This is a genomic window from Paenibacillus dendritiformis, from assembly GCF_945605565.1.
Classification (GTDB): Bacteria; Bacillota; Bacilli; order Paenibacillales; family Paenibacillaceae; genus Paenibacillus_B; species Paenibacillus_B dendritiformis_A.
Genome location: NZ_OX216966.1, coordinates 4777659 through 4799273 on the forward strand (window position 1 = coordinate 4777659; position 21615 = coordinate 4799273).

Genomic DNA, 21615 nt, shown 5'->3' on the forward strand with positions numbered 1-21615 from the left:
CTACAAGACGTTATTTTTTCTTTACAGGAAAATACACTTCGGTAACGATATCTTCAGGCACTACTTGATTGGGGTCGGTTACATACACTTCATATGGGGATTTCACCAATTCATAGCCTTCATTTTCTACCCATTCCCTCAGCCTGGCATATACCGATGTCAGTTCTGAGTATGAACCCTTTAACACAGATTTCGCACAAAGGCCTCCGGGGAAATCTCTCGTTCCCTTTACCGCTTCCGCTACCGGGATGGCAAACTCTGTGTCGTTGCCGGCCGGATTGTATTCCGGGCTGTGATAAATCGTCATCGGCGCACCAAGCAGGGTGAGTTTTTCAGTAGCAATTTTTGTATAGAGCCCGCTAAAATACGTTCCATATCCTGCAACATAGTCATCACTGCTCAGCATCTGCCGCATATAAAGGATATTCATTGGCCCGGTTTCAACAAGCTGCACCTCTATATGGTCAAGGTGTGACATCATTGGCATGCCCTTCTCTAAATTTGCAATATCGCGATTCATTTGATTTAGGGCATATGCGAAAGCATTTATCTTTTCCTGTACTTCCCTTCGCTTGCGATTCAGGGCAGAACGAAGCTTATCTTCTGATTGATCCTCTTCCCATTCCAAAATGTCTTTAATTTCTTCGAGAGAAAAATAATAAGATTTCAGACGGTTAATCAGGAGCATCTTTTTGAGTTGCCTGATGGAATAATACCGATAACCGTTTTCGGGATTAATCTCATCAGGATGGATTAGCCCAATTTCAGCATAATATCGAAGCGTTTTTGTAGACACTCCGCATATCTTTGAGAATTCTCCAATCGATAGCAAGAGGTCACCTCCATTCTTCATTTTTTACGGACGAAATGCTTTACATATCAATCTTATTCCATTTCACTGTACGCTTTACCCTACGGGCAAAGTCAACGGCAAAATAAAAAAGGAACCCAACGTTAACGTGGGTTTCCCTGCAAGGAGAGCCTTAACAGAAGTACTCGGTATTGATAATGCTGTACACCTGCCAAAACCACGCAAGCCGCGCACATCGAAAATAAAGTTAGTAAGTCACGGCTTCGACGAATTGAAAATTGTAGTCCATTGTCCAGTCGTGATGATCCCGAAGAAAATCGTAAAATGTTAAATTCCGAAGGAAGTCGAGAACTCGTAATATAAGCGCCTGTTCGTCGGCTTCTTTACGTTTTAACAGCCCCAGCCATAATCCGGCCTTTGTGCTGGTATATACGTCACCTTCGTCCTTCTTGCACACATGATACATCCACATTACATTATTCTCGATAGCGACTAGGTAATCGTCTGCGACTAAATACCCGTTCAGATGGATGATCTCATAGCCGAGATCCAGTTCTATGACCGCCTGTTTCATGCCGCGCTTACCTGCTCTATAATGAAACCGAGCTTCAACATTTGGTCGTATGTCACCGTACCTACTCCGGCAACCTCGTCGGCCAATGTCTGCGGTGCGATGCTGTGTATAACGCTCGGAAGGAATACCGGCCGTTTAACGCGTTTCTTATCGAAGCTGGACTTTGCCGGATCGGCCCACGGTACCTTCTCGCTGCGAATCATTAGCGCGTCGCTTTCTGCGGCTAGGTATTCCTCCCGGTCTACTTTGAGGACTACGTTCAGCAATTCAGTCGTTCTCTCGCCCTTCGCAAGAAGTTGTGCGTCTCGTTGATTTATCGCCATATCCATCGTTTTCATGTCGTTACTCCCTCCTTAATATTGATTTCCTCAACAATGTCGGTAATGGTCATCATAACGTTCAAGCTGCGTCTAATCCGTTTGCTTTCCGTACGCTTTCCGGTAACGCTGATTGACGGCCTCTACCTACGAATCAAGCGCCGCCTTGACGGACTGATTCGAGGCAAGCTCGTCCGTATCACTTCGATTGAGCTTATTAAGCTGTTTGACATAGCTTTGCACCATACACATGCGATTCACCCCTTATTGGCAATAGGAAACTAGCAGAAAAGTGTATACTTTTCCGAAAAAAAGAGTATAATTTTAACAGCAGTATACGCTTGAGGTTATATTAATAATATACGCTTATGGTCATAATATATCAAGGGGAAATTATAAAATGTTGAAAATTAAGATCAAGCTCAAGGAAGTTTTGAAGGAAAGAGGACTTACCCAAATGGAGCTTTCTGAACTATCAGGAGTGGCGCAGGCTAGAATCTCAAAACTCTGTAGCGCAAATAGACAGGAGGTTAATTTAGAGATGTTAGAGAAGATTGCCCACGCCCTAAATATCAAAGATATATCTGTTCTATTGCAATTTGAAGAAACAGAAACAAACGATTAGAACAGAGACCAAATAAAGTAGACGTTTAAAAATCGATATGCTATGCTATCATATAAATAGAAAAGGAGCCGTGCTCGAACACGACTCCAGTGCAATAGCCGCTTCAAAGGCGCTGGCTTTTATGGTGTTGGAAATAGACCGCTAACCTTTTCGCGAGGGCGGTCTATTTCTTTGTGTGCAGGTATATCAGCAGCGTCACGACAAAAATCAATAACGCGATTCTCCATATTCCGAATTACGGATAGCGCTTTATATACACACACTGGCATCACCTCCCTTACGGGAGATTAGCCGACCACCCACAAAGCCATTCTATTGCATGGCAATTATACCGGTGAAAACCACCGAACAAAGAAACGGCCCCGCCAGCAACGGCAGGGCTTTTTCACGTGCAGTCCCAACGATAATCCGAACAATATCGACGAACGGGTTTAAAAAAGGGATTTCGAGAATTCTAACGATTGCATGTCTTTTGTTACGACACCGACAAGTTATCGAGCATAAACGTTCAAAATCCCCCGCCAACCCCCACTACGCCTTTCACGACACCTTATGCTCAATCCGCAGCTTATCGGCAACCATCGCGATGAATTCGCTGTTGGTTGGCTTCGACTTGCTGATGTTGATCGTGTAGCCGAACAGGCGGCTGATGCTGTCGATGTTGCCGCGGGTCCAGGCCACCTCGATGGCATGGCGAATCGCGCGCTCGACGCGGGAAGGCGTCGTTTTGTATTTCTCGGCAATGGCCGGATACAGCGTTTTCGTGATGGAGCCGAGAATTTCGATGTTGTTGTACACCATCGTAATCGCTTCGCGCAAGTACTGATATCCTTTAATATGCGCCGGAACGCCGATTTCATGTATGATGGACGTAATATTTGCATCCAAATTCTTGGTCTTGCCCAATTGGACGACATTCGACTTCGAGGAGGTCATGTAGCTGCCGGCATTGGAGCCGCCTACGGACGGAGTCGAAGCGACGCCAGCCAGCTGCCGGATGCGGTTCGCCAGGATATCCATGTCGAACGGCTTCAGGATATAATATGACGCGCCGAGCTGCACGGCACGCTGCGTAATGCTCTCCTGGCCGAATGCGGTCAGCATGATGATCTTCGGTTGCGGGGACAGATTCATACTGCGTAAACGTTCTAACACGCCCAGACCGTCCAGGTGAGGCATAATAATATCGAGAATGAGCACATCAGGCACCGCTCTCGTCTGTTCCAGGAATTGAAGCACCTCTTCGCCATTATAGGCGACACCGGTGACAACCATGTCTTCCTGTTCCGATAAAAAATCAGCTAATAAGTTCGTGAACTCTCGGTTGTCGTCCGCTAACAGTATTTCGATCTTTTGCAACTTCTGATCCTCCCTTGTCAAAGTTTAGCATTCCCGAACATTCATGTCGTTGGCTTTCCTCTACAAGAATAACTTATTCGACACCAAGAATGAAATTCCTTCTGTCGAAAACTTTTTTTCTTTATTTTTTTAGGAACATGATTTATAATGTATAGTTATTCATTTTTTCTACATCATTCGTATTCCTTCGACATGCAAAAGGCGAATAAGCGCATAAAAAGAAGGCTCACGCAGCATGTGAGCCTTCCCTGCTGGAGGTCGGGGGTGGCGAGAGCACCACGCCCGCATCCTGCAGCATCCATTCAATGAAGCAACCGTAGCCGGAGCTCGGATCATTGACGAACACGTGAGTGACGGCGCCAATGAGCTTGCCATTCTGTATGATGGGACTTCCGCTCATCCCTTGGACAATGCCCCCGGTCTTTTGCAGCAATCTAGGGTCTGTAATGCGGATGACCATCCCTTTGGTGGCCGGTGACGTCTGCTTCGTCACATGAACCACTTCCAGCTTGAATCGTTCCACCTGCTGGCCGTTGACGACCGTAAGCATTTCGGCGGGGCCTTCCTGCACTTCCTCGCTGAAAGCGACAGGGATCGGCTCCGTGTACAGACTATGCTCCGGCTGATTCGTCATTTTGCCAAAAATGCCAAACGGTGTATTGCGTTCAATATTGCCCAATACGCGGCTTTCCTTCAAGAAATGAGCCCGCTTCTCGCCAGGCTCGCCATTCTGGCTTTTGGAGATGGAGGTTACATTGGACTGAACAATTTCGCCCTGGCCTACCGTGATGGGCGTCTGTGTATCCATGTCGGTAATGACATGGCCAAGTGCCCCGTACACCCCTTGATCGGGAGCATAAAAAGTAAGCGTGCCTACCCCCGCGGCGGAATCCCGGATATATAACCCAAGCCGCCAGGTCTTATCCTCCACATCATAGGCCGGCTTCAGCTTCGTCTTCATCTCGGTGTCGCCCCGCTGAATGATCAGTTCAATCGCCTGTTTCTTCTCGCCGGCTTCGCGAACAATATCCGCCACCTTGGTCACATCGTTAAGGCGGGTTCCGTTCATGCTCATAATCATGTCGCCTAACCGGACGCCTGCTTCTTCACCCGGCGATATTTTGCGCTCAGGTCCGACATGAACAAGATGGTGCCCGACGACGAGAATCCCCGACGATTTGACCTTGACGCCGATCGTCTGCCCCCCGGGAACGACCCGCAGGTTAGGAACGACATTGACCTTCAACGTCTTCAACGGAATGCCGCCGAACAGCTTCAGCTTCAATTCAGCCTGTCCGGTCTGGGAGGATTGCAGCGAGATCGGCTTCTGCAGCGATAAGCGGAAGGAGGTCTCGCTCTGCCCGTTGACCTTCAGAATATCAGGCCGATCCACGGTGGCCTGCGCTTGCACAGGCATGACCAGATTCAGTTGCTTGTGTTCTCCTTCAAAAAGGCGCAGATGATCAGGCAAAGCCGCGTAGGTGCGGAAAGGGGCTGTGGTGCAGCATAAACAAACAATAATGGCTAGCATTAGACCGAGCAGCCGTTTTGCGTTGGGGTTCAAAGGTGTCACACTCCTTTGTTGACGGAAGCTTTGACGAAAAAGGGCGTGCCCGTTTCGTAACATTAAGGTAACCTTGACCCCAGCGTTTTATGAGTGAAAATCATTCCTCAAGCCCTTGAATTACGCACCTTTTTGACGTTCAGCCAACTTCAGCATTTCTTGAGCATGATGCATGGTTCTTTCCGTTACTTCCACTCCGCCAAGCATGCGAGCCAGTTCGGCAACACGCCCTTGTTCCTGCAATTCCGTTACCTGGGTCGATGTGCGTTCATCCCGCACCAGCTTCTCTATGTAGTAATGATGATCCGCCATGCAGGCGACTTGCGGGAGGTGAGTAATCGCGAACACTTGGCCGCTGCGAGATACTTCCGCCAGCTTCTCCGCGATGGCCTGGGCCGCCCGGCCGCTTACTCCGGTATCCACCTCATCGAAGACCAGCACCGGAATGCGATCCATCTCGGCAAATATCGTCTTCAACGCCAGCATAATCCGCGACAGTTCCCCGCCGGATGCGATCTTATGCAGCGGACGCAGCGGTTCGCCCGGATTCGGAGAAATCAGGAATTCCGCATCGTCCCATCCGTTCTTCGTGAAGCGGACGTTCACTCCGTTCACGTCGAAGCCTTGTCCGTCCTGAAGCCGTTCCAGACGGACATCGAGTCGGGTTCGTTCCATATGAAGATGCTGCAGCTGCTTCTCGATCCGCTTCGTCAGCTTATCGGATAATTCCCGTCTGGCATCGCTTAATGCCCGTGCCCGCTTGGCCAGCTTCGCGAGCCGCTCCTCGCCTTCCTTCTCCAGAGCGGCAATCCGCTCATCCTTATGCTCGATTTTATCCGCCTCAGCCTGTATCCGTTCGCCATAAGCGATCATTTCTTCCACTGTCGCTCCATATTTCCGCTTCAACCCGTTCAACTGCTCCAGCCGATCCTCAATCTGCTCCAACCGCTCCGGATTGAATTCGATATTCTCCCGGTAGTCGCGCAGCTGATATGCCGCATCCTCCAATTGATAATAGGCGGTCTGCAGCTGTTCGACCATCGGCTGGAACCGCGCGGGATCATACGGCATGACGTCCTCGAGCTTCGCGATGGCGACGCTGACCGCATCCATCGCGCCTTGACCATACAACCGCTCATAAGCATGATTGACATGATCCATCAGCTTCTCGGCATTTGCTAGTTTGCGCTTTTCTTCCGCCAATAATTCATCCTCGCCCACCTGGAGGCCGGCATTGTGAAGCTCTTCAATCTGAAAACGGTACAGATCAAGCATCTGGTACGCTTGCTGGCTTGTCTGCTTCAGTTGGTTCAGCTCATGCTGCAGCGCCATGAAGCAGCCGAATTCTTCGCGGTACCGCTTCTTGAGCGCAGCCAGCTCTTCCCCGCCGTAAGCGTCAAGCCAATCCAGATGCCGCTCTACCTTGAGCAGAGATTGATGCTCGTGCTGCCCGTGGATATTGATCAGCAGCTCGCCAACTTCCCGCAGCATCGTCAGATTGACCATTTGGCCATTGATGCGGCACATGCTCTTGCCGTTGGCCGTCAATTCCCGGCGAATGATAAGCAATTCTTCTGCATTGGCCTGAATGCCCAGCTTCGCGACAGCCTCCCATGCCGGATGATCTTCGGGCAGATCGAAGGAGGCCTCCACTTCCGCCCGATCACAGCCATAGCGCACGAATTCCGAGGAACCGCGGGCTCCCCCGATCAATCCGAGCGCATCAATAATAATCGATTTGCCGGCGCCTGTCTCCCCGGTCAGAACGTGAAATCCTTGATGAAACTGAAGCTGAACGGATTCAATGACCGCCAGATTGGTGATGGATAATGCGATTAACATGGACTCCCCTCCCAGGATGCCGTTTACGAAATATACTCTTCAATTTGCGCTACGACTTGATCGCTTTGCTGCTTGGTCCGGCAAATGATAAGTATCGTGTCATCTCCGCAGACGGTGCCCATAATCTCCGGCCACTCGATGTTATCCATCAGTACGGCAATGGCGTTCGCCGTGCCCGGCAGACATTTAATCACGACCAGATTTTCCGTGCTGTCGATGCTGATGAAGTTATCCAGCAGCGACCGCTTCAGCTTTTGGGCCGGGTTGAATCGCTGATCGACCGGCAGCGAATATTTGTACCGCCCGTCTTTCATCGGAACTTTGATCAAATGCAGTTCCTTCATGTCCCTGGACACGGTAGCCTGCGTCACGTGGTAGCCTGCGCTCCGTAAGGCATCGACTAATTCATCCTGGGTTTCGATCTCGTTGTTCATTATGATTTCCCTAATTTTGATATGTCGTTGACCTTTCATATGAGCCCTCCGTTTTCGTTCCTTCTACTCTTGGCCTTGGCTGCAGCCAGCGAGACGGTTGTTGATATCCTTAGTATTGCCTTAATCACCGTGGACATAGGCTTCCCCCCAGTCCATGCGAATCAGGCGCACCCTGCGTTCCAACATATCTACGACTAGCAGGCCGGCGCTGTCGGGATAGGCGGCGAAGTAAGGCATCCACTGCCGCTTCATGCCGCTGCCGTCCCAATCGAGCTGCATCCGTTCGCGTGCGATACGAACAATATACCACTGATTGTCGCGCTTGACGATCATATCGATCCAGATGCGGGCATCGATCTCCTCTCCGTCTGCCGTGAAATGCAAGGGCATGCAGAACTTGCCGCCAATCAGCTCATACCCGGCATCCTCGACGAGCTGCAGCGCTTCCTCATCCTCCGGAAACCGATCGCTAAGGCAGACATCCTCCATCGGCTCGGGAGAATGGGCGTACTGCCGCACGCCGAAGCCGATCCAAATCAGTATCCCGATAAAAATCAATCCCATTACCCAAATATCGCTCAATGGAATCACCACCCCGCTATGATGGCAAGCGAACCGCCGCTGCCTGCCAATGCATAAAGAAAGCTCATCCGTCGGATGTCTGTCCCGGATGAGCTTCTGCGGATGGAATCGAATGAAGGATTAAGAGGTCGAGCGGAAGACCGAATTGGCTTCGTGGACGACCCCGTGAATCTGCTCGCGGGATGCCGCGGGTTCCGGCGAGCCGCCTTCCGGCACGCTCCAATAGGCCAAAAACTCGATATTCCCTTCTCCTCCCGTAATAGGAGAATAGGTCAATCCTTCCAGACGGAAGCCCAATGATGCGGCAAAATCCAAAATCTCCCTCAGCACCTGCTCATGCGTCCCCGGATCCCGGACGACGCCCGATTTGCCGACCTTGTCTCTTCCCGCCTCGAATTGGGGCTTAATCAGCGCGATGACCCGGCCCGGCTTACCGATGAGCGCCTGAAGCGGCGGCAAAATCAGCTTGAGAGAGATAAAAGACACATCGATGGTCGCCGTATCCGGAACCGGGCCTTGCAGATGCTCCGGCTCCGTGTACCGGAAATTAGTCCGCTCCATGACATGCACCCGCTCGTCATTGCGAAGCGACCAATCAAGCTGGTTATAGCCGACATCAATGGCATACACGTAGCGCGCCCCATGCTGAAGGGCGCAGTCGGTAAATCCGCCTGTTGAAGCACCGATATCCAGCATGACGGCATCCGTCATCGAGAGGCCGAAGTGGCGAATCGCCTTCTCCAGCTTCAAGCCGCCCCGGCTTACATAAGGATGGACCGCGCCCTTCACCGTAATCGTTCCGTCCCGGGGGACCTTCGTCCCCGCCTTCTCAATCCGTTCCTCGTTCACATATACCAAGCCGGCCATAATGGCGGCTTTCGCTTTTTCACGACTGTCGTAATAGGCCTGCTCCACGAGCAGAACATCAATCCGTTCCTTCGGTATGGACATGCTGTACTCCTGTCTGTCATTGCGTACTCGGGCTAGGCCCGGCTCATCCGGTTATCGCCATGGGCGAAGAGCATCGTATGCACTTCCTTCACCAGCTGTTCCGCCGTAAGGCCCGCCTCCTGGCGCTGCTCCTTGATGCTGCCGTGTTCTACGAAGCAATCGGGAACCCCGATAGGCTTCAACTTGACGCCGAATACATGATGCTGCGCATAATACTCCATAATGGAGCTGCCCAAGCCTCCTGCCACGGAGCCCTCCTCCAGCACGATCATCGGCAGCTGCTCTCTGGCGAGCATGGTCAGCATCGCCTCATCCAGCGGCTTCATGAAGCGCGCATTGATGACGCGCAGCTGAATGCCTTCGCGCCGCAGCTGCTCCGCCGCTTCCTCGGCCACCTGAACCATCGGGCCGATCGCGAACACAGCGGCATGATCGCCAGGGCGTACCACTTCCCATGTCCCGATCGGAATCGGAAGCAGCTCGGCATCCAGCTCGACGCCGACACCATTCACGCGGGGGTACCGCACTGCAATCGGTCCTTCGTCGTAATCGAGCGCCGTCTTCAACATATGGCGCAGCTCGTTTTCGTCCTTCGGCATCATCAGCACAATATTCGGAATATGGCGCATAAAAGCGATATCGTACACGCCTTGATGCGTCTCTCCGTCCGGTCCGACGAACCCGGCGCGATCGATAGCGAAGATCACGTTCGCGCTCTGGCGGCAAATGTCATGCACCACCTGATCGTATGCCCGCTGCAGGAAGGTGGAGTATACCGCAAATACCGGCTTCATCCCTTCCATAGCCAACGCGGCGCACATCGTGGCGGCATGCTGTTCGGCGATGCCGACATCGATCATGCGCCCCGGGAAGCGCTCTGCGAATCCGAGCAGTCCGGAGCCGCCCGGCATGGCCGGCGTAACGGCCACCACGCGATCGTCCTGCTCCGCCAGCTCGACGAGCGTCTTGCCGAACACCTCGGTGTACATCGGATTGCCTACCGCCTTCAGCACTTGTCCGGATTCTATCTTGTACGGCGAGATGCCATGCCATTTATGCGAATCGGCTTCCGCCGGCGTATATCCTTTGCCTTTGCGGGTAACGACATGAATAAGCACCGGGCCGTTCACGCGGCTTGCTTGCTGAAAAATATCGATCAGCTTGTCAATGTCATGCCCGTCGACGGGTCCGAAATATTTCAGCCCGAACTCTTCGAACAGCATGCCGGACACGACCAAATATTTGAAGCCGTCCTTCACCCGTTCCGCGGTCTTGGCCAGCTTGCCGCCAATCGCCGGAATCTTTTTGAGCAGCTGCTCTACTTCTTCTTTCGCCTTTAAATAGTTCCGGTCAGAGCGTATTTTGCACAAATAGTTATGTAGCGCTCCGACATTCGGGGCAATCGACATCTCATTGTCGTTCAGCACGACCATCAGATTCTTCTTCTCATGCCCGATATGATTGAGCGCCTCGAGCGCCATGCCTCCAGTTAACGCACCGTCGCCGATAACCGCGATTACCTTGTTGCTCTCGCCCTTCAAATCCCGGGAGAGCGCCATTCCCATCGCCGCGGACAGCGACGTGCTGCTGTGACCGGCTTCCCATACGTCATGCTCGCTCTCCGCGCGCTTGACGAAGCCGCACAGCCCCTTGTACTGGCGCAGCGTATCGAACCGCTCCTTGCGGCCGGTTAATATTTTATGAACGTATGCCTGATGGCCGACGTCGAATATCATTTTGTCCCGGGGACTGTCATATAAATAATGCAAGACAAGCGTAAGCTCGACGACGCCCAGGTTCGATGCCAGATGTCCTCCGGTCACCGCCAGCTTTTCAATGAGAAATTGTCGAATTTCTTCCGCCAGGACAGGCAGTTCTTCCTTCGTCAACCGCTTCAGATCGCTAGGTTGGTTAATCTGTTCGAGCAGCACGGGAATTCCCTCGCTTTCGTTGTTTCGATTTGCCGCGTTTCTTGGTGAACAAGCGGATATGGAGCTTGGTCTCCAAAAAATAGAAGCATTTGCCGATTAGTAATACAATCGATGTGGAGTAATGAATCGCAAATGACTTCCCCAACGCTTTGCCTCCGACGGTTAATGCGGATACGAGGCCGGTGAAGGTAACGCTTACCACCGTCGTCATCCATACGCTCTCCGCATTCATGGACCATAGCAAATTCGTCACTACGATCGCCGTGGCCGAACCGCTAATCACCCCTGTCATGTCACCAATCACGTCATTGCAGAAGTTCGAGAAACGATCCGCGTTGCGCACGATATAGATCGCTTGCTTGGCTCCGCGCACCCTCTCCGCCGCCATCGCATGGAACGGAGTCTCCTTCGCGGCTGCCGCAGCTAAGCCCATAATATCAAAAAACACTCCAATAAGCACGAGCATCAACACGATCACCATACCGACGGCCCAGCCCGCGTTCCCCAGCATTGACGTGGAGGCAACAGACAATATGACGGCCATCGCAAAGGTGACGAAAAAAATGAATATGCTCCACTTGACGGAATGTTTGAATGAAAACTTCATTATCGCTGTCAACTCATCCTTTTATGAGATGTTCCCACGAACGAACTCATTATATGTGTCTTGATAACCAATAATGGTTGGAGTGGTAGCTTTCTGGATAAACGCTGTGGCTTAGGTCCAGTAGGTTTTCCCAGACGCCCGCCTCCCCGTCGCCGGGCAGGCCGTTTCCAATTAAGAGCGTCTTGACGCCGTCGCCGGACGTCAGACTGGATTACCACTTAGACCACACTATAATCCCCACAAAGCCTCACAATGTGAACAGTCTAGGAGTTTTCCTCGAGCAGCCCTGAACCGACCCTTAGCCTCTTTTGCAAATCAGATTTCAAGCGGCATCCGATAGGCAGGTCTTTGGCCTAAGACCTTCGTATCTACACATCCGCTATCCCTGCAGACTCACTCAAGGCAGGCTACGCTACATACAAGCCACCCGCACGGAACGATCCGGCAAGCCGGAGAGCGTTCCGCGTGACTCGCAATATAGGTTCATACCCCAAGCCGTAATGCGGCGCGCGAGGGCGCCGTACCACGCACTTGGGCCTCCGCGGAAGCGGGGTCAACGCCCACATGCCATTGTGGATCGCCCCACAACCTTAACTCCCAGCATCAGCCCACGACTGGGCGTCGCAAGCCAACACCAGGAACTTCATCGATGTGCCCTTTGGCGAATTTTTAGGCCCGCCTTCGGTGTCGGGAGGCCGACTAGAATACTGCACCACTCTATGTACGCTCTATTATATCACAAAACGGGAAAGCGAATCACTCGATATCATTTCCATGGAAGCGTGGCCCTGGAATTCCACCGGTCATCAGACCGGCGAGGGATTCAGAATTGGCGCTCCAGCAAATAATCCGCCAGCTCGTACAGGCGCGCCGGATAAGGAAATCCGGCCTCCCTCACCGCTTGCTTGGCTTCTTCCGTCAGCCGGACGACCTCCTGCTTCGAGGCCTCCAGACCGATAAAATACGGGTAGGTCACCTTCCCGCTCTTCTCATCGCTTCCCTTCGGCTTGCCGAGCAGCCCTTCTTCGCCGGTGATGTCCAGAATATCGTCCTGAATCTGGAAGGCGAGGCCGAGCTTCGTCCCGAATTCGGTCAACGCGTTCAGCTGCGCTTCATTGGCCCCCGCCAGATGGGCGCCTGCGCGAAGCGCGAACACGATCAGATCGCTCGTCTTGTGAAGATGAATATATTCAAGCTGGTCCAGCGTCGTCAATCCCTGCTCACCCTGCATATCGGCGGTCTGGCCGCCCACCATCCCACGCATGCCGGCATAGACGGACAGCTCCTCGGTGATAGTCAGGGCGATCTCGGCCGAGATGCCATGACGGCGCGCACATTGCGCAACCGTGTAGAAGGCATGGGTCAGGAGCGCATCGCCCGCCAAAATGGCGAGGGCTTCCCCGAACACCTTATGGTTAGTCGGCTTGCCCCGGCGGTAATCATCGTTATCCATCGCCGGCAGATCATCATGCACGAGGGAGTACGTATGTATCATCTCGATGGCGCAAGCCACCGGATCGGCGGCTTCCAGCGGGCCGTTCAGGCTCTCGCATGCGATGACAACACAGAGCGGCCGCAGGCGCTTGCCCCCGGCCATCAGCGAATACAGCATCGATTCCTTCAATTCGGCAGGCACCTGCCAGCCGGCGGGGAATTGAGCCGGCAGCAGCCGCTCAATCCGCGCGACGTGACGCTCCAAATAAGAAGCGAACCTTTCTTCCGCTCCGGCGTTACTCAATCCGATCACCCGCTTCTTCCGCTGGGAACGGCTGCCGCTTCAATTCGCCATTCTGCTCCGACAAGACCTCGATTTTGCGTTCCACCTGCTCCAACTTGCGGGCGCATAGACCGGACAGGCCCATCCCTTCCTGGAAAAGCTCGATCGCCTGCTCCAGCGGCACATCTCCGCTCTCCAACTGCTCGACGATATGTTCGAGCTTCTCCATTGCGGTCTCGAAGCTCATTTCCTGCATGGTAGTTTTTTCTTGATTATCCATCGATCAATCGCTGTCTCCTTTCATCGACCAGACGTGGCAATCGAGCTGCCCGTCGTTCAGCTTCACGCGCACGACGTCTCCCAGCTGCACATCCTTAATCGTGCGGATAATGTTCTCTTCCCGCTCATCATAGACGAGGCTGTACCCGCGCGCCATGATCTTCAACGGACTCAGGGCGTCCAGATGCTTCAGATGCGCGCCGAGCTTCAGCCGCCGCTCATTCATCTGCATCGCCATCGTCCGGTGAAGCTGCCGTTCGATGCCGTTCAGCCGCTCCCGCGCGGAACGCACCTGATGCACCGGCGTCTGCTCCCGCAGGCGTCCGCGCAGTTCCCTCCACCGCTCGTCCGCTTGCTTGAAGCGGCTGCGCGACCGGTATGCGAGCCGCTCACGCAGCCGTTCATACCGCTCCTGATGCTTCGCCGTCAGCAACTCGGGCTTGCGAAGCACGGGCGAGCGCTGGGCGCGCAGCAGCCGCTCCTGGCTCTGCTGCACCGTTCGCCGCATGCCGTGCCGCATCCGCTCCGCCAGATGCTGAAGATGCTGCCGCAGCTCCTCCTGATGCGTCACCGCCAATTCGGCGGCCGCTGTCGGCGTCGGCGCACGCAGATCGGCGACGAAATCCGCAATCGTGAAGTCCGTCTCATGCCCAACGGCCGAAATGATCGGGATCGCCGACTGGGCGATGGCGCGCGCCACGATTTCTTCGTTGAAGGCCCACAGCTCCTCCAGCGATCCGCCGCCGCGCCCCACGATTAGCACGTCGGCTTCCTGGTGGCGGTTCATCGCCTCGATGGCCGCCGCGATCGAGGCAGCCGCCTGATTGCCCTGCACCAGCACCGGATAGAGGACGACATGGACGCCGGGCTGGCGCCGCTGCAGCGTAATGATAATATCGCGCACCGCGGCGCCCGTCTGCGACGTAATAACCCCGATCTTCTTCGGGTAGCGGGGCAGCGGCCGCTTGCGCTCGACAGCGAACAGCCCTTCCGCTCCCAAGCGCTCCTTCAACTGCTCGAACGCCGCATACAAGCTGCCGATGCCGTCCGGCTGCATATGCTGCGCATAGAATTGATACTGGCCGTCGCGCTCATATACCGTCACGTTGCCGCGGGCGATGACGCGCGCCCCTTCCTTCGGCCGAAAGGGAAGCCGTTGATTGTAGGATGCGAACATAATCGTCCGCAGGCGGCTGTCCGCATCCTTCAGCGTGAAATACATATGGCCGCTGGAATGGTGGGTGAAGTTCGATATTTCGCCCCGTACCCAGACATCCTGCAGCCGGGCATCCCCATCCAGCTTCATTCGTATATAACGGTTCAGATCCTTAACGGACAGAACCCGTGCCTGATTCGCCATTCCGGCAGCCTCCTCCCCCCGAGACATCCTGCCATATGAACGTTAGCGGTTGCGGCCCGTGCGGCGGTTCGTTGCTGCGGTTCATCCTTCGGTTCGTCCCCCGATCCGCTGCATGGCTTTGCAACCTGCCGCCGGCTACGCCTGGGCCAAAGCCTTCGCCAAGCGGTGGAACCGTTCCGCCGACTTGAGCGTATTGGACATCAGCATCGTAATCGTCATCGGACCGACGCCACGCGGCACCGGCGTAATCCAGGAGCACAGTTCCTTGACATCGTCGGTGTCGACATCGCCGACGAGCTTGCCGTTCTCCAGCCGGTTCATGCCGACATCGATGACGACGGCTCCCGGCTTAATGAAGGAGCGGTTCACGAAATGCGCCTTGCCGATGGCGACGACGAGAATATCCGCCATTCGGGACAACTCTTCGATATGCTGCGTGCGCGAATGGCACATCGTCACCGTCGCATGCTCGCGTTGCAGCAGCAGCGAGATCGGCTTGCCGACGATATTGCTGCGGCCGATAACGACGGCATGCTTGCCAGCGATCGGAATGTCGTTGCGCTTGAGCATTTCCATAATGCCTGCCGGCGTGCAGGGCAGAAGAGACTCGTCGCCAAGCACCATGTTCCCGACGCTGACCGGATGGAAGCCGTCGACATCCTTCTCCACCGCAATCGCGTCAATGACCGCCTTCTCATCGATATGAGACGGCAGCGGGAGCTGGACGAGGATGCCGTGAATCGTCGCTTGCGCGTTCAGGCGGCCGACCAGATCCAGAAGCTCTTCCTGGGAGGTCTGTTCCGCCAGACGGTGCACTTCCGAATAGAACCCCAATTCGAGACAGGCTTTATGCTTGCTGTTCACGTATACATGGGAAGCCGGGTCGTCGCCCACGATGACGACTGCCAATCCGGGGCGGGTTCCTTGCTCGATCAGCCGTGCCGCCTGCTGCTTGATTTCTTCACGTATCGTCTGTGATAATGCTTGTCCATTCAAAAGTTGCGCTGTCATGGTCTCTCCTCCATTCGTTCATATAAGCTCGCCCTAGGTTGCCGATTATCCCCGCAATTCGCTCTCCGTCGCGGTTCCATCCGCCGGCTCATCGTCCTTGCGATGAGCGCTTCCGCCTGCACCCGCATCCGCACCGTCCTGCTGGCCGCTGCGATCGCGCAGCATTTGGCCGAGCACGCCGTTCACGAACTTGCCCGACTCGTCGGTGCCGAAATGCTTGGCCAAAATGATCGCTTCGTTGATGGCCACCTTCGGCGGCACATCGGTACGGAACGCCATCTCATAACAGGCGAGGCGCAGCACCTGGCGATCGACCCGCGACAGCCGGTCGACCTGCCATCCTTTCAAATAACGGGCCAGGATAGCATCGATCTCGTCCCGCTTCTTCCAGGTGTCGCGAACCCATTCCAGCACATGCTCATGCATCGCCCGCGCGTGCTCCGGCTTCAGCCCGATTTCATTCTCTTCTTGATTCGATTCCGAAACGATCATGTCCACCGCTTGTTCAGGGGTCACGTCCGTCATTTCCAGCTGATACAAGCTTTGAACTGCCATCTCTCTGGCAATGCGTCTCTTCATGAAAAAAACTCCTCCTGCATCTATATAGCATCCGACTCGCCACTTTCACACAACCGTCGAAGGTGGCTCCTTCTCTCTAGGCTGCCATGGCCCATCCGGAATCATGCCCAGTCCAAAAAATCCTATGACCGCCCCGATTGTTGTTCCGTCGGTAAGAGACCGGCGGTCAAGCAGTCGTTCGGAGCGTCCATAGGACTACTTAAACCTATCAAACCGTTCTGACAGCCATAATCCGATACGCCGCCACGGGAACATGGGGCCCAGCTTCAAATCTTTTTGCCTGCCTACATTGTATCCGATGAAGACGAGCAGCGCAAAAAATAACATATCCCAAAATCCGGCGATCAAATAAATGACGCCGAAAAAAATTCCAGCCGCGATGCCGATGATGCGATTCCTGTGACTCTCCCACCATTCATTCCACATCCGGAAAGCTCACCACCTATTCAACTCGCGCTTTGAAGGTCTGCGTCTGGACCACATTCGCCACATACACCGATACGTATGATACCGGAATCCCCGTAATTTGCTGTACATAGTCGCGAACCTGGCGCTGGACCTCCTCCGTCAGCTCAGGAATGGACGTCTCGCCGTCTACGACCGTCCGGATAACAATGTCCAGTCCGGCCTCATTCGTGCGGATGCGGGCCTTCAAGTCCTTGACTCCCCGTACTCGTCCGGCCGCCTTGAGCGCCAGGTTCTCTATCGTCTCAATCGAGATCTTGATATCGCCAATCTCTGTCCGCTGATCGATCGAAGGCAGCGCCGTACGCTCTCTCCGGATCGACACATAGAAAAAACGGATGCTCAACAGAAACAACACGGCGGCGGTCGCGATGACCGTCGACTGCAGCCAGAACGGCTCCGTCAGCCGAATCGGCTGGGCGATGAAGCCTGTAGCGGCAAGAATGACAGCTATGGCAATCGTGCCGATCGCGAAACTGTATATAAACAGGAAGAGCCTGTCCACAATTTTGCTCACACTAGCCTGCCTCCTTTGAACAATTTCGTATTGAATGGCAGTAAACCCCCTCCAAGAGGGGGTTCCATATCGCTCTTATTTAACTCGTGCCGGATCCGTCTCTTCCACCTTCTCTTGCGCCTTGAAATGGACGTCATGCACGTGCACGTTCACTTCTACGACATGAAGCCCGGTCATCATCTCGATCGAGCGCTTGATGTTCTGCTGAATCTCGCTGGCTACGGTAGGAATGCGATGGCCGTACTCAATAATAATATTGACATCGACAGCCGCTTCACGCTGTCCTACTTCCACCTTCACGCCCTTGGACAAGTTCTTCCGTCCGAGCATCTCCGCGATGCCGCCGGCGAATCCGCCGCTCATGCCTTCTACGCCTTCCACTTCGATTGTCGCGAGTCCGGCGATAACTGCAATGACCTCCGGCGCAATCTGGATGTTGCCCAAATCCGTGCGCTCAAATTCCGATGCGATTGCCTGATTCATCCGTCACACTCTCCTCATCTTTTTGTACTAGAGGCAGTTCCTGTCCATGATTAACCTAACTATACCATTTGACCCTGCACAAGACAAACGGCGCTGGCCAATCTAGGACTATTAGACCTCGTGTTCTTCCAAAAACTTAATGTCAAAATCACCCTTGATGAACGTAGGGTGTTCAAGCAGGCGGATATGAAACGGTATTGTCGTATGAATGCCCTCGATCGCGAATTCGGACAGCGCCCGCTTCATGCGGTCGATCGCCTCTTCACGCGTCGGCGCCCATACAATGAGCTTGGCAATCATCGAATCATAGTGCGGCGAGATCAGGCAGCCTGGATAGGCGGCGCTGTCGACGCGAACGCCAAATCCGCCCGGCGCCAGATAGAAACCGATCTGGCCGGCCGAAGGCATGAAGTTGCGTGCCGGATCCTCCGCATTAATGCGGCACTCTATAGCCCATCCGTCAATGACGACATCCTCTTGACGGAAAGATAAAGGTTCGCCTTGAGCGACGCGAATCATCTCCTGAATGAGATCGATTCCCGTAATCATCTCCGTTACCGGGTGCTCAACTTGAATCCGGGTATTCATTTCCATAAAGTAAAAGCTACCGTCCGGCCCGAGGAGAAACTCCAACGTGCCTGCACCGGAGTAATCGACAGCCAGCGCGGCCCGAACTGCCGCTTCTCCCATCCGCTCCCGGACTTCGGGCGTCAATACCGGACATGGCGCTTCCTCGACCAGCTTCTGGCGGCGCCGCTGCACGGAGCAGTCGCGCTCACCCAAATGAACGGCATGGCCATGCTTGTCGGCAATGATCTGAATTTCCACATGTTTCATTCCGGTTAAATACTTCTCCAGATACACGCCCGCATTGCCGAACGCTTTCTCGGCTTCCTGCTGAGCAGCCGTCATCTGCTTGATCAGGGCTTCTTCGTCCTCCGCGATGCGGATTCCTTTGCCTCCGCCGCCTGCGGTAGCCTTAATAATGACAGGATATCCGATATCACGCGCTATCATAAGCGCCTGCTCCAGATCCTCGACCAGTCCGTCCGATCCGGGAATAACCGGAACGCCGGCGTCTTTCATCGTCTGCTTGGCGACGGATTTGTCGCCCATGCGCTCGATGGCATCTGCAGACGGGCCGATGAACGTAATGCCGCATGATTCGCAGATCTCCGCGAAGTCCGCGTTTTCCGCCAGGAACCCGTACCCCGGGTGCACGGCGTCGCATTCCGTCAACGTGGCGACACTCATCAGATTCGTAAAGTTCAAATAACTGTCCTTGGACGCGGTGGGACCGATGCAATAGGCTTCATCGGCAAGACGCACATGCAGCGCTTCCCTGTCCGCCTCCGAATATACGGCGACCGTCGCGATACCGAGCTCGCGGCAGGCGCGAATGATGCGAACGGCTATCTCACCGCGGTTAGCGATTAAAATCTTATGGAACTTCATCCTTGGACCTCCTTGGCTGGGCATCGTAATGGAATGACGGGATACGTCATTCTGGCTTCACCAGGAATAAAGGCTGGCCGAATTCGACCAATTGACCGTTCGTTGCTAGCACCTCGACAATCTCGCCCTTGACCTCGGCTTCCAGCTCGTTCATCAATTTCATCGCTTCCAGAATGCACACGACCGTCTTCTCGTTGATCTTGTCGCCCACCTTGACATACGCCGGTGATTCCGGGGAAGGCGCGCTGTAGAAGGTGCCGACCATCGGGGATACGATGCGGACCAACCCCGCCTGCTCTTCCTTCTTCTCCGGCTGTGGCTCAGCCGCTGCCGTGACCGCCTCTGAAGGGGCAGCGACCGCTGCTGGAGCAGGCGCTGGATATGTAAGCGGAGCGGCCGATGTCTGGACATTGAACACCTCAGTCTTGCCGGGCTTCCGGATCGCGATGCGGCAGCCTTCGTTCTCTATTTCCAGTTCATGTACGGATGTCTGGTCCAGGAGCTTGATCAGTTCCTTGATTTCGCTAATTTTGAACAACTTGAATCACTCCTTGAGACGATATGTATGAGCAAGTAGATTATGTTATCAGGCGGACAATCTACGACGTATGTATTATATCATAATCGCCTCAAATGGAAAGAGCCCAGTTTTTTGACCGGGCCAGTTCCGACAACTCTGCATTATTCCGAGACATACTGCACGCTTACCTTGTCCTGCGTCACGTTCAGCTCTTTCATCATTCTCGAGATGATGTCCACCGCTTCGGACACTTCCATCTTGTTGCTCTGCACAACGACGGTGAACCGGTCGTCCTCCTGTGTAATGACCGCGCTGTTGTAATCTTTCTGCAGCTCGGTTTCCAGATTGGAGATTTTCACCTCGCGCTCCTCCAACTGGTTCATATCTTCATAGGCTTGCGCCAGCTTGTCGCCCGTCGTCTTGTCGTCGTTGATCATGCCCATCAGCTTTTCCAGCTCCTGCTGGTACTGCTCGTTGCGCTCCATCTGCTTCTGCTCGATCATGCTGCGCTTCATCACGTCTTCGGCCACGACTTGATCCAGCATCGCCTGCTCCTTGTCCTCCGGAGTCGCCTCTGGCGCCGCCGCATCCTGTCCTGGCTGTCCGCCCTCGACGTTGACCGTAGGGTCGGCTCCTTGCTCTTGTGCTTGCTCCGGAGCGGCCGTTCCATTCTCTGCCGCCTTGGCCTGCTCCCCGACGGACACCTCGGTCACTTCCACTTGCGGAAGCTGGGTCGCTTCCGTCGCGTCGCCCTTCAGCTGCTGCTGCTCGGCCGCCATTTCAGGGGCTTTGGGCGTGTCCTCCGTGAACAGATAATAAGCGGACAGCACCACCATCAAGCTAAGCATCGATACCAGCCATATCGTTTGTCTTTTCGTATTCATCGTCCTTTTTCTCCTCCTTCACGATTCATGCATTATGCAGGTTGATTTGCTACTCGGCGATTTTGCGCGGCACGACGGAGATTCGATAGGCAGGCACATTCAGCCCTTTCTCGACCGCATCGACGATGAGCGACTTGACGACGGCATTCTCCGCTCCTTTGGCGACGACGACAACGCCGCGAACCTTCGGCTTGATGCGCTTGGTCACGATCGGCGTCTTGCCGTCGGAAGACTCGTACATCACAATCTCGCCGTCCCGGGTATGCTGCGTCGTATGCCGCTTGCCCCCGTTCGCATCGGTCTCGTCCGTAAGCTGCTGGTTGTCCTTGAAGTTGCGCTGGACGACGATTTCTTCTGTCGAGTCAATCGTGACCAATACATCGACTTGTCCCACACCTACAATTTCCTCCAAAATGGACTTCACCCGGGCTTCGAATGTCATCTCCACCGACTCAAATGAGCCCGGCGCAGCCGGTGTGGACGCGTTCTGCTCCGCGCCGTCAAATACGCCTACCGCCGGCGGTTCGCGATTGCTTGTGCCCTTCAGCCATCCGCCACCCCCGGACTGAAACGTGCCGTACAAGAGGAGCGCCGCGCCGGTCAAGCCGAGAAGAAGCAGCCAGCGGAACGCTTTGATCCGTTTGGAACCGTTCGAGCCCTTGCCGATCCACTGTTCAATCTGCTGCAACCACTTCGCCAACGCTATCGACCGCCTTTGCGTAGTATGGACCTGCTCTCACTTGTCCTA

24 protein-coding genes are annotated in these 21615 nt (G+C 54.4%); 1 reads left to right on the plus strand and 23 read right to left on the minus strand.

What is annotated here, in order from left to right; genetic code table 11:
• Positions 1-10: 10 nt before the first annotated feature.
• The 3 genes from NNL35_RS21435 to NNL35_RS21445 form a co-directional block, all read right to left on the minus strand.
• Positions 11-832, minus strand: a complete 822-nt coding sequence (locus NNL35_RS21435) for a MerR family transcriptional regulator (RefSeq protein ID WP_006676774.1) — start codon at positions 830-832, stop codon at positions 11-13.
• A 226-nt stretch (positions 833-1058) separates the two neighbouring features.
• Entirely contained in the window at positions 1059-1385 is a 327-nt protein-coding gene (locus NNL35_RS21440; protein WP_006676773.1) for a hypothetical protein, read from the minus strand.
• The gene (locus NNL35_RS21445; protein WP_006676772.1) at positions 1382-1723 is read right to left on the minus strand and encodes a hypothetical protein; all 342 of its coding nucleotides are present in this window, start codon (positions 1721-1723) and stop codon (positions 1382-1384) included. The genes NNL35_RS21440 and NNL35_RS21445 overlap by 4 nt, the downstream gene beginning before the upstream one ends.
• A gap of 379 nt (positions 1724-2102) precedes the next feature.
• Between NNL35_RS21445 and NNL35_RS21450 the strand changes: the two genes are divergently transcribed.
• Positions 2103-2327, plus strand: coding sequence for a helix-turn-helix domain-containing protein (locus NNL35_RS21450; protein ID WP_006676771.1), 225 nt, complete (start codon positions 2103-2105; stop codon positions 2325-2327).
• A gap of 540 nt (positions 2328-2867) precedes the next feature.
• Here the strand turns inward: NNL35_RS21450 and spo0A are convergent.
• The 20 genes from spo0A to spoIIIAG all read right to left on the minus strand — a co-directional run bounded on the left by spo0A (position 2868) and on the right by spoIIIAG (position 21567).
• Positions 2868-3686, minus strand: coding sequence for a sporulation transcription factor Spo0A (gene spo0A / locus NNL35_RS21455; RefSeq protein ID WP_006676770.1), 819 nt, complete (start codon positions 3684-3686; stop codon positions 2868-2870).
• A 226-nt stretch (positions 3687-3912) separates the two neighbouring features.
• Positions 3913-5250 (minus strand): SpoIVB peptidase, encoded by a 1338-nt coding sequence (spoIVB, locus tag NNL35_RS21460; RefSeq protein WP_111155074.1) that lies wholly within the window; start codon positions 5248-5250, stop codon positions 3913-3915.
• A 120-nt stretch (positions 5251-5370) separates the two neighbouring features.
• On the minus strand, positions 5371-7092 hold the full coding sequence (gene recN, locus NNL35_RS21465) for a DNA repair protein RecN (protein ID WP_006676768.1): 1722 nt from the start codon (positions 7090-7092) through the stop codon (positions 5371-5373).
• 23 nt (positions 7093-7115) lie between these two features.
• Complete coding sequence (gene ahrC, locus NNL35_RS21470) at positions 7116-7565, minus strand: transcriptional regulator AhrC/ArgR (protein ID WP_006676767.1); 450 nt, start codon at positions 7563-7565, stop codon at positions 7116-7118.
• An 81-nt stretch (positions 7566-7646) separates the two neighbouring features.
• On the minus strand, positions 7647-8108 hold the full coding sequence (locus tag NNL35_RS21475) for a DNA-binding protein (RefSeq protein ID WP_254553710.1): 462 nt from the start codon (positions 8106-8108) through the stop codon (positions 7647-7649).
• A 120-nt stretch (positions 8109-8228) separates the two neighbouring features.
• Entirely contained in the window at positions 8229-9059 is an 831-nt protein-coding gene (locus tag NNL35_RS21480; protein ID WP_254553711.1) for a TlyA family RNA methyltransferase, read from the minus strand.
• 32 nt (positions 9060-9091) lie between these two features.
• Entirely contained in the window at positions 9092-10990 is a 1899-nt protein-coding gene (dxs, locus tag NNL35_RS21485; RefSeq protein ID WP_254553712.1) for a 1-deoxy-D-xylulose-5-phosphate synthase, read from the minus strand.
• Positions 10971-11597: a CNNM metal transporter family protein gene (locus NNL35_RS21490; protein WP_254553713.1), complete on the minus strand. Its 627-nt coding sequence runs from the start codon at positions 11595-11597 to the stop codon at positions 10971-10973. Before NNL35_RS21490 ends, dxs begins: the two co-directional genes overlap by 20 nt.
• 823 nt (positions 11598-12420) lie before the next feature.
• The gene (locus NNL35_RS21495; RefSeq protein WP_420832862.1) at positions 12421-13335 is read right to left on the minus strand and encodes a polyprenyl synthetase family protein; all 915 of its coding nucleotides are present in this window, start codon (positions 13333-13335) and stop codon (positions 12421-12423) included.
• Positions 13328-13594: an exodeoxyribonuclease VII small subunit gene (xseB, locus tag NNL35_RS21500; protein ID WP_006676761.1), complete on the minus strand. Its 267-nt coding sequence runs from the start codon at positions 13592-13594 to the stop codon at positions 13328-13330. The genes NNL35_RS21495 and xseB overlap by 8 nt, the downstream gene beginning before the upstream one ends.
• Before the next feature lie 3 nt (positions 13595-13597).
• Positions 13598-14953 carry an exodeoxyribonuclease VII large subunit gene (xseA, locus tag NNL35_RS21505; RefSeq protein WP_006676760.1) on the minus strand — a complete coding sequence of 452 codons (1356 nt, stop codon included), beginning with the start codon at positions 14951-14953 and terminating at the stop codon, positions 13598-13600.
• 135 nt (positions 14954-15088) lie between these two features.
• Positions 15089-15964 carry a bifunctional methylenetetrahydrofolate dehydrogenase/methenyltetrahydrofolate cyclohydrolase FolD gene (gene folD / locus NNL35_RS21510; protein WP_006676759.1) on the minus strand — a complete coding sequence of 292 codons (876 nt, stop codon included), beginning with the start codon at positions 15962-15964 and terminating at the stop codon, positions 15089-15091.
• Between the two features lie 45 nt (positions 15965-16009).
• Positions 16010-16543, minus strand: a complete 534-nt coding sequence (gene nusB, locus NNL35_RS21515) for a transcription antitermination factor NusB (protein ID WP_006676758.1) — start codon at positions 16541-16543, stop codon at positions 16010-16012.
• A 195-nt stretch (positions 16544-16738) separates the two neighbouring features.
• On the minus strand, positions 16739-16969 hold the full coding sequence (locus tag NNL35_RS21520; protein ID WP_006676757.1) for a DUF2273 domain-containing protein: 231 nt from the start codon (positions 16967-16969) through the stop codon (positions 16739-16741).
• 16 nt (positions 16970-16985) lie between these two features.
• Positions 16986-17525: an alkaline shock response membrane anchor protein AmaP gene (gene amaP, locus NNL35_RS21525; RefSeq protein ID WP_006676756.1), complete on the minus strand. Its 540-nt coding sequence runs from the start codon at positions 17523-17525 to the stop codon at positions 16986-16988.
• A gap of 75 nt (positions 17526-17600) precedes the next feature.
• On the minus strand, positions 17601-18008 hold the full coding sequence (locus tag NNL35_RS21530; RefSeq protein WP_006676755.1) for an Asp23/Gls24 family envelope stress response protein: 408 nt from the start codon (positions 18006-18008) through the stop codon (positions 17601-17603).
• 111 nt (positions 18009-18119) lie between these two features.
• Positions 18120-19463, minus strand: a complete 1344-nt coding sequence (gene accC / locus NNL35_RS21535; RefSeq protein WP_006676754.1) for an acetyl-CoA carboxylase biotin carboxylase subunit — start codon at positions 19461-19463, stop codon at positions 18120-18122.
• A gap of 46 nt (positions 19464-19509) precedes the next feature.
• Positions 19510-20001 carry an acetyl-CoA carboxylase biotin carboxyl carrier protein gene (gene accB / locus NNL35_RS21540; protein ID WP_006676753.1) on the minus strand — a complete coding sequence of 164 codons (492 nt, stop codon included), beginning with the start codon at positions 19999-20001 and terminating at the stop codon, positions 19510-19512.
• Between the two features lie 143 nt (positions 20002-20144).
• Positions 20145-20867 carry a SpoIIIAH-like family protein gene (locus NNL35_RS21545; protein WP_006676752.1) on the minus strand — a complete coding sequence of 241 codons (723 nt, stop codon included), beginning with the start codon at positions 20865-20867 and terminating at the stop codon, positions 20145-20147.
• Between the two features lie 49 nt (positions 20868-20916).
• The gene (spoIIIAG, locus tag NNL35_RS21550) at positions 20917-21567 is read right to left on the minus strand and encodes a stage III sporulation protein AG (protein ID WP_006676751.1); all 651 of its coding nucleotides are present in this window, start codon (positions 21565-21567) and stop codon (positions 20917-20919) included.
• Positions 21568-21615 lie beyond the last annotated feature (48 nt).

Coding starts and splice junctions, on each gene's coding strand:
- NNL35_RS21445 (WP_006676772.1), bottom strand. CDS start 1,723: ATGAAAACGATGGATATGGCGATAAATCAACGAGACGCACAACTTCTT.
- nusB (WP_006676758.1), bottom strand. CDS start 16,543: ATGAAGAGACGCATTGCCAGAGAGATGGCAGTTCAAAGCTTGTATCAG.
- recN (WP_006676768.1), bottom strand. CDS start 7,092: ATGTTAATCGCATTATCCATCACCAATCTGGCGGTCATTGAATCCGTT.
- folD (WP_006676759.1), bottom strand. CDS start 15,964: ATGACAGCGCAACTTTTGAATGGACAAGCATTATCACAGACGATACGT.
- ahrC (WP_006676767.1), bottom strand. CDS start 7,565: ATGAAAGGTCAACGACATATCAAAATTAGGGAAATCATAATGAACAAC.
- NNL35_RS21520 (WP_006676757.1), bottom strand. CDS start 16,969: ATGTGGAATGAATGGTGGGAGAGTCACAGGAATCGCATCATCGGCATC.
- NNL35_RS21490 (WP_254553713.1), bottom strand. CDS start 11,597: ATGAAGTTTTCATTCAAACATTCCGTCAAGTGGAGCATATTCATTTTT.
- NNL35_RS21440 (WP_006676773.1), bottom strand. CDS start 1,385: ATGAAACAGGCGGTCATAGAACTGGATCTCGGCTATGAGATCATCCAT.
- NNL35_RS21530 (WP_006676755.1), bottom strand. CDS start 18,008: ATGAATCAGGCAATCGCATCGGAATTTGAGCGCACGGATTTGGGCAAC.
- xseB (WP_006676761.1), bottom strand. CDS start 13,594: ATGGATAATCAAGAAAAAACTACCATGCAGGAAATGAGCTTCGAGACC.
- xseA (WP_006676760.1), bottom strand. CDS start 14,953: ATGGCGAATCAGGCACGGGTTCTGTCCGTTAAGGATCTGAACCGTTAT.
- NNL35_RS21450 (WP_006676771.1), top strand. CDS start 2,103: ATGTTGAAAATTAAGATCAAGCTCAAGGAAGTTTTGAAGGAAAGAGGA.
- NNL35_RS21480 (WP_254553711.1), bottom strand. CDS start 9,059: ATGTCCATACCGAAGGAACGGATTGATGTTCTGCTCGTGGAGCAGGCC.
- accC (WP_006676754.1), bottom strand. CDS start 19,463: ATGAAGTTCCATAAGATTTTAATCGCTAACCGCGGTGAGATAGCCGTT.
- NNL35_RS21545 (WP_006676752.1), bottom strand. CDS start 20,867: ATGAATACGAAAAGACAAACGATATGGCTGGTATCGATGCTTAGCTTG.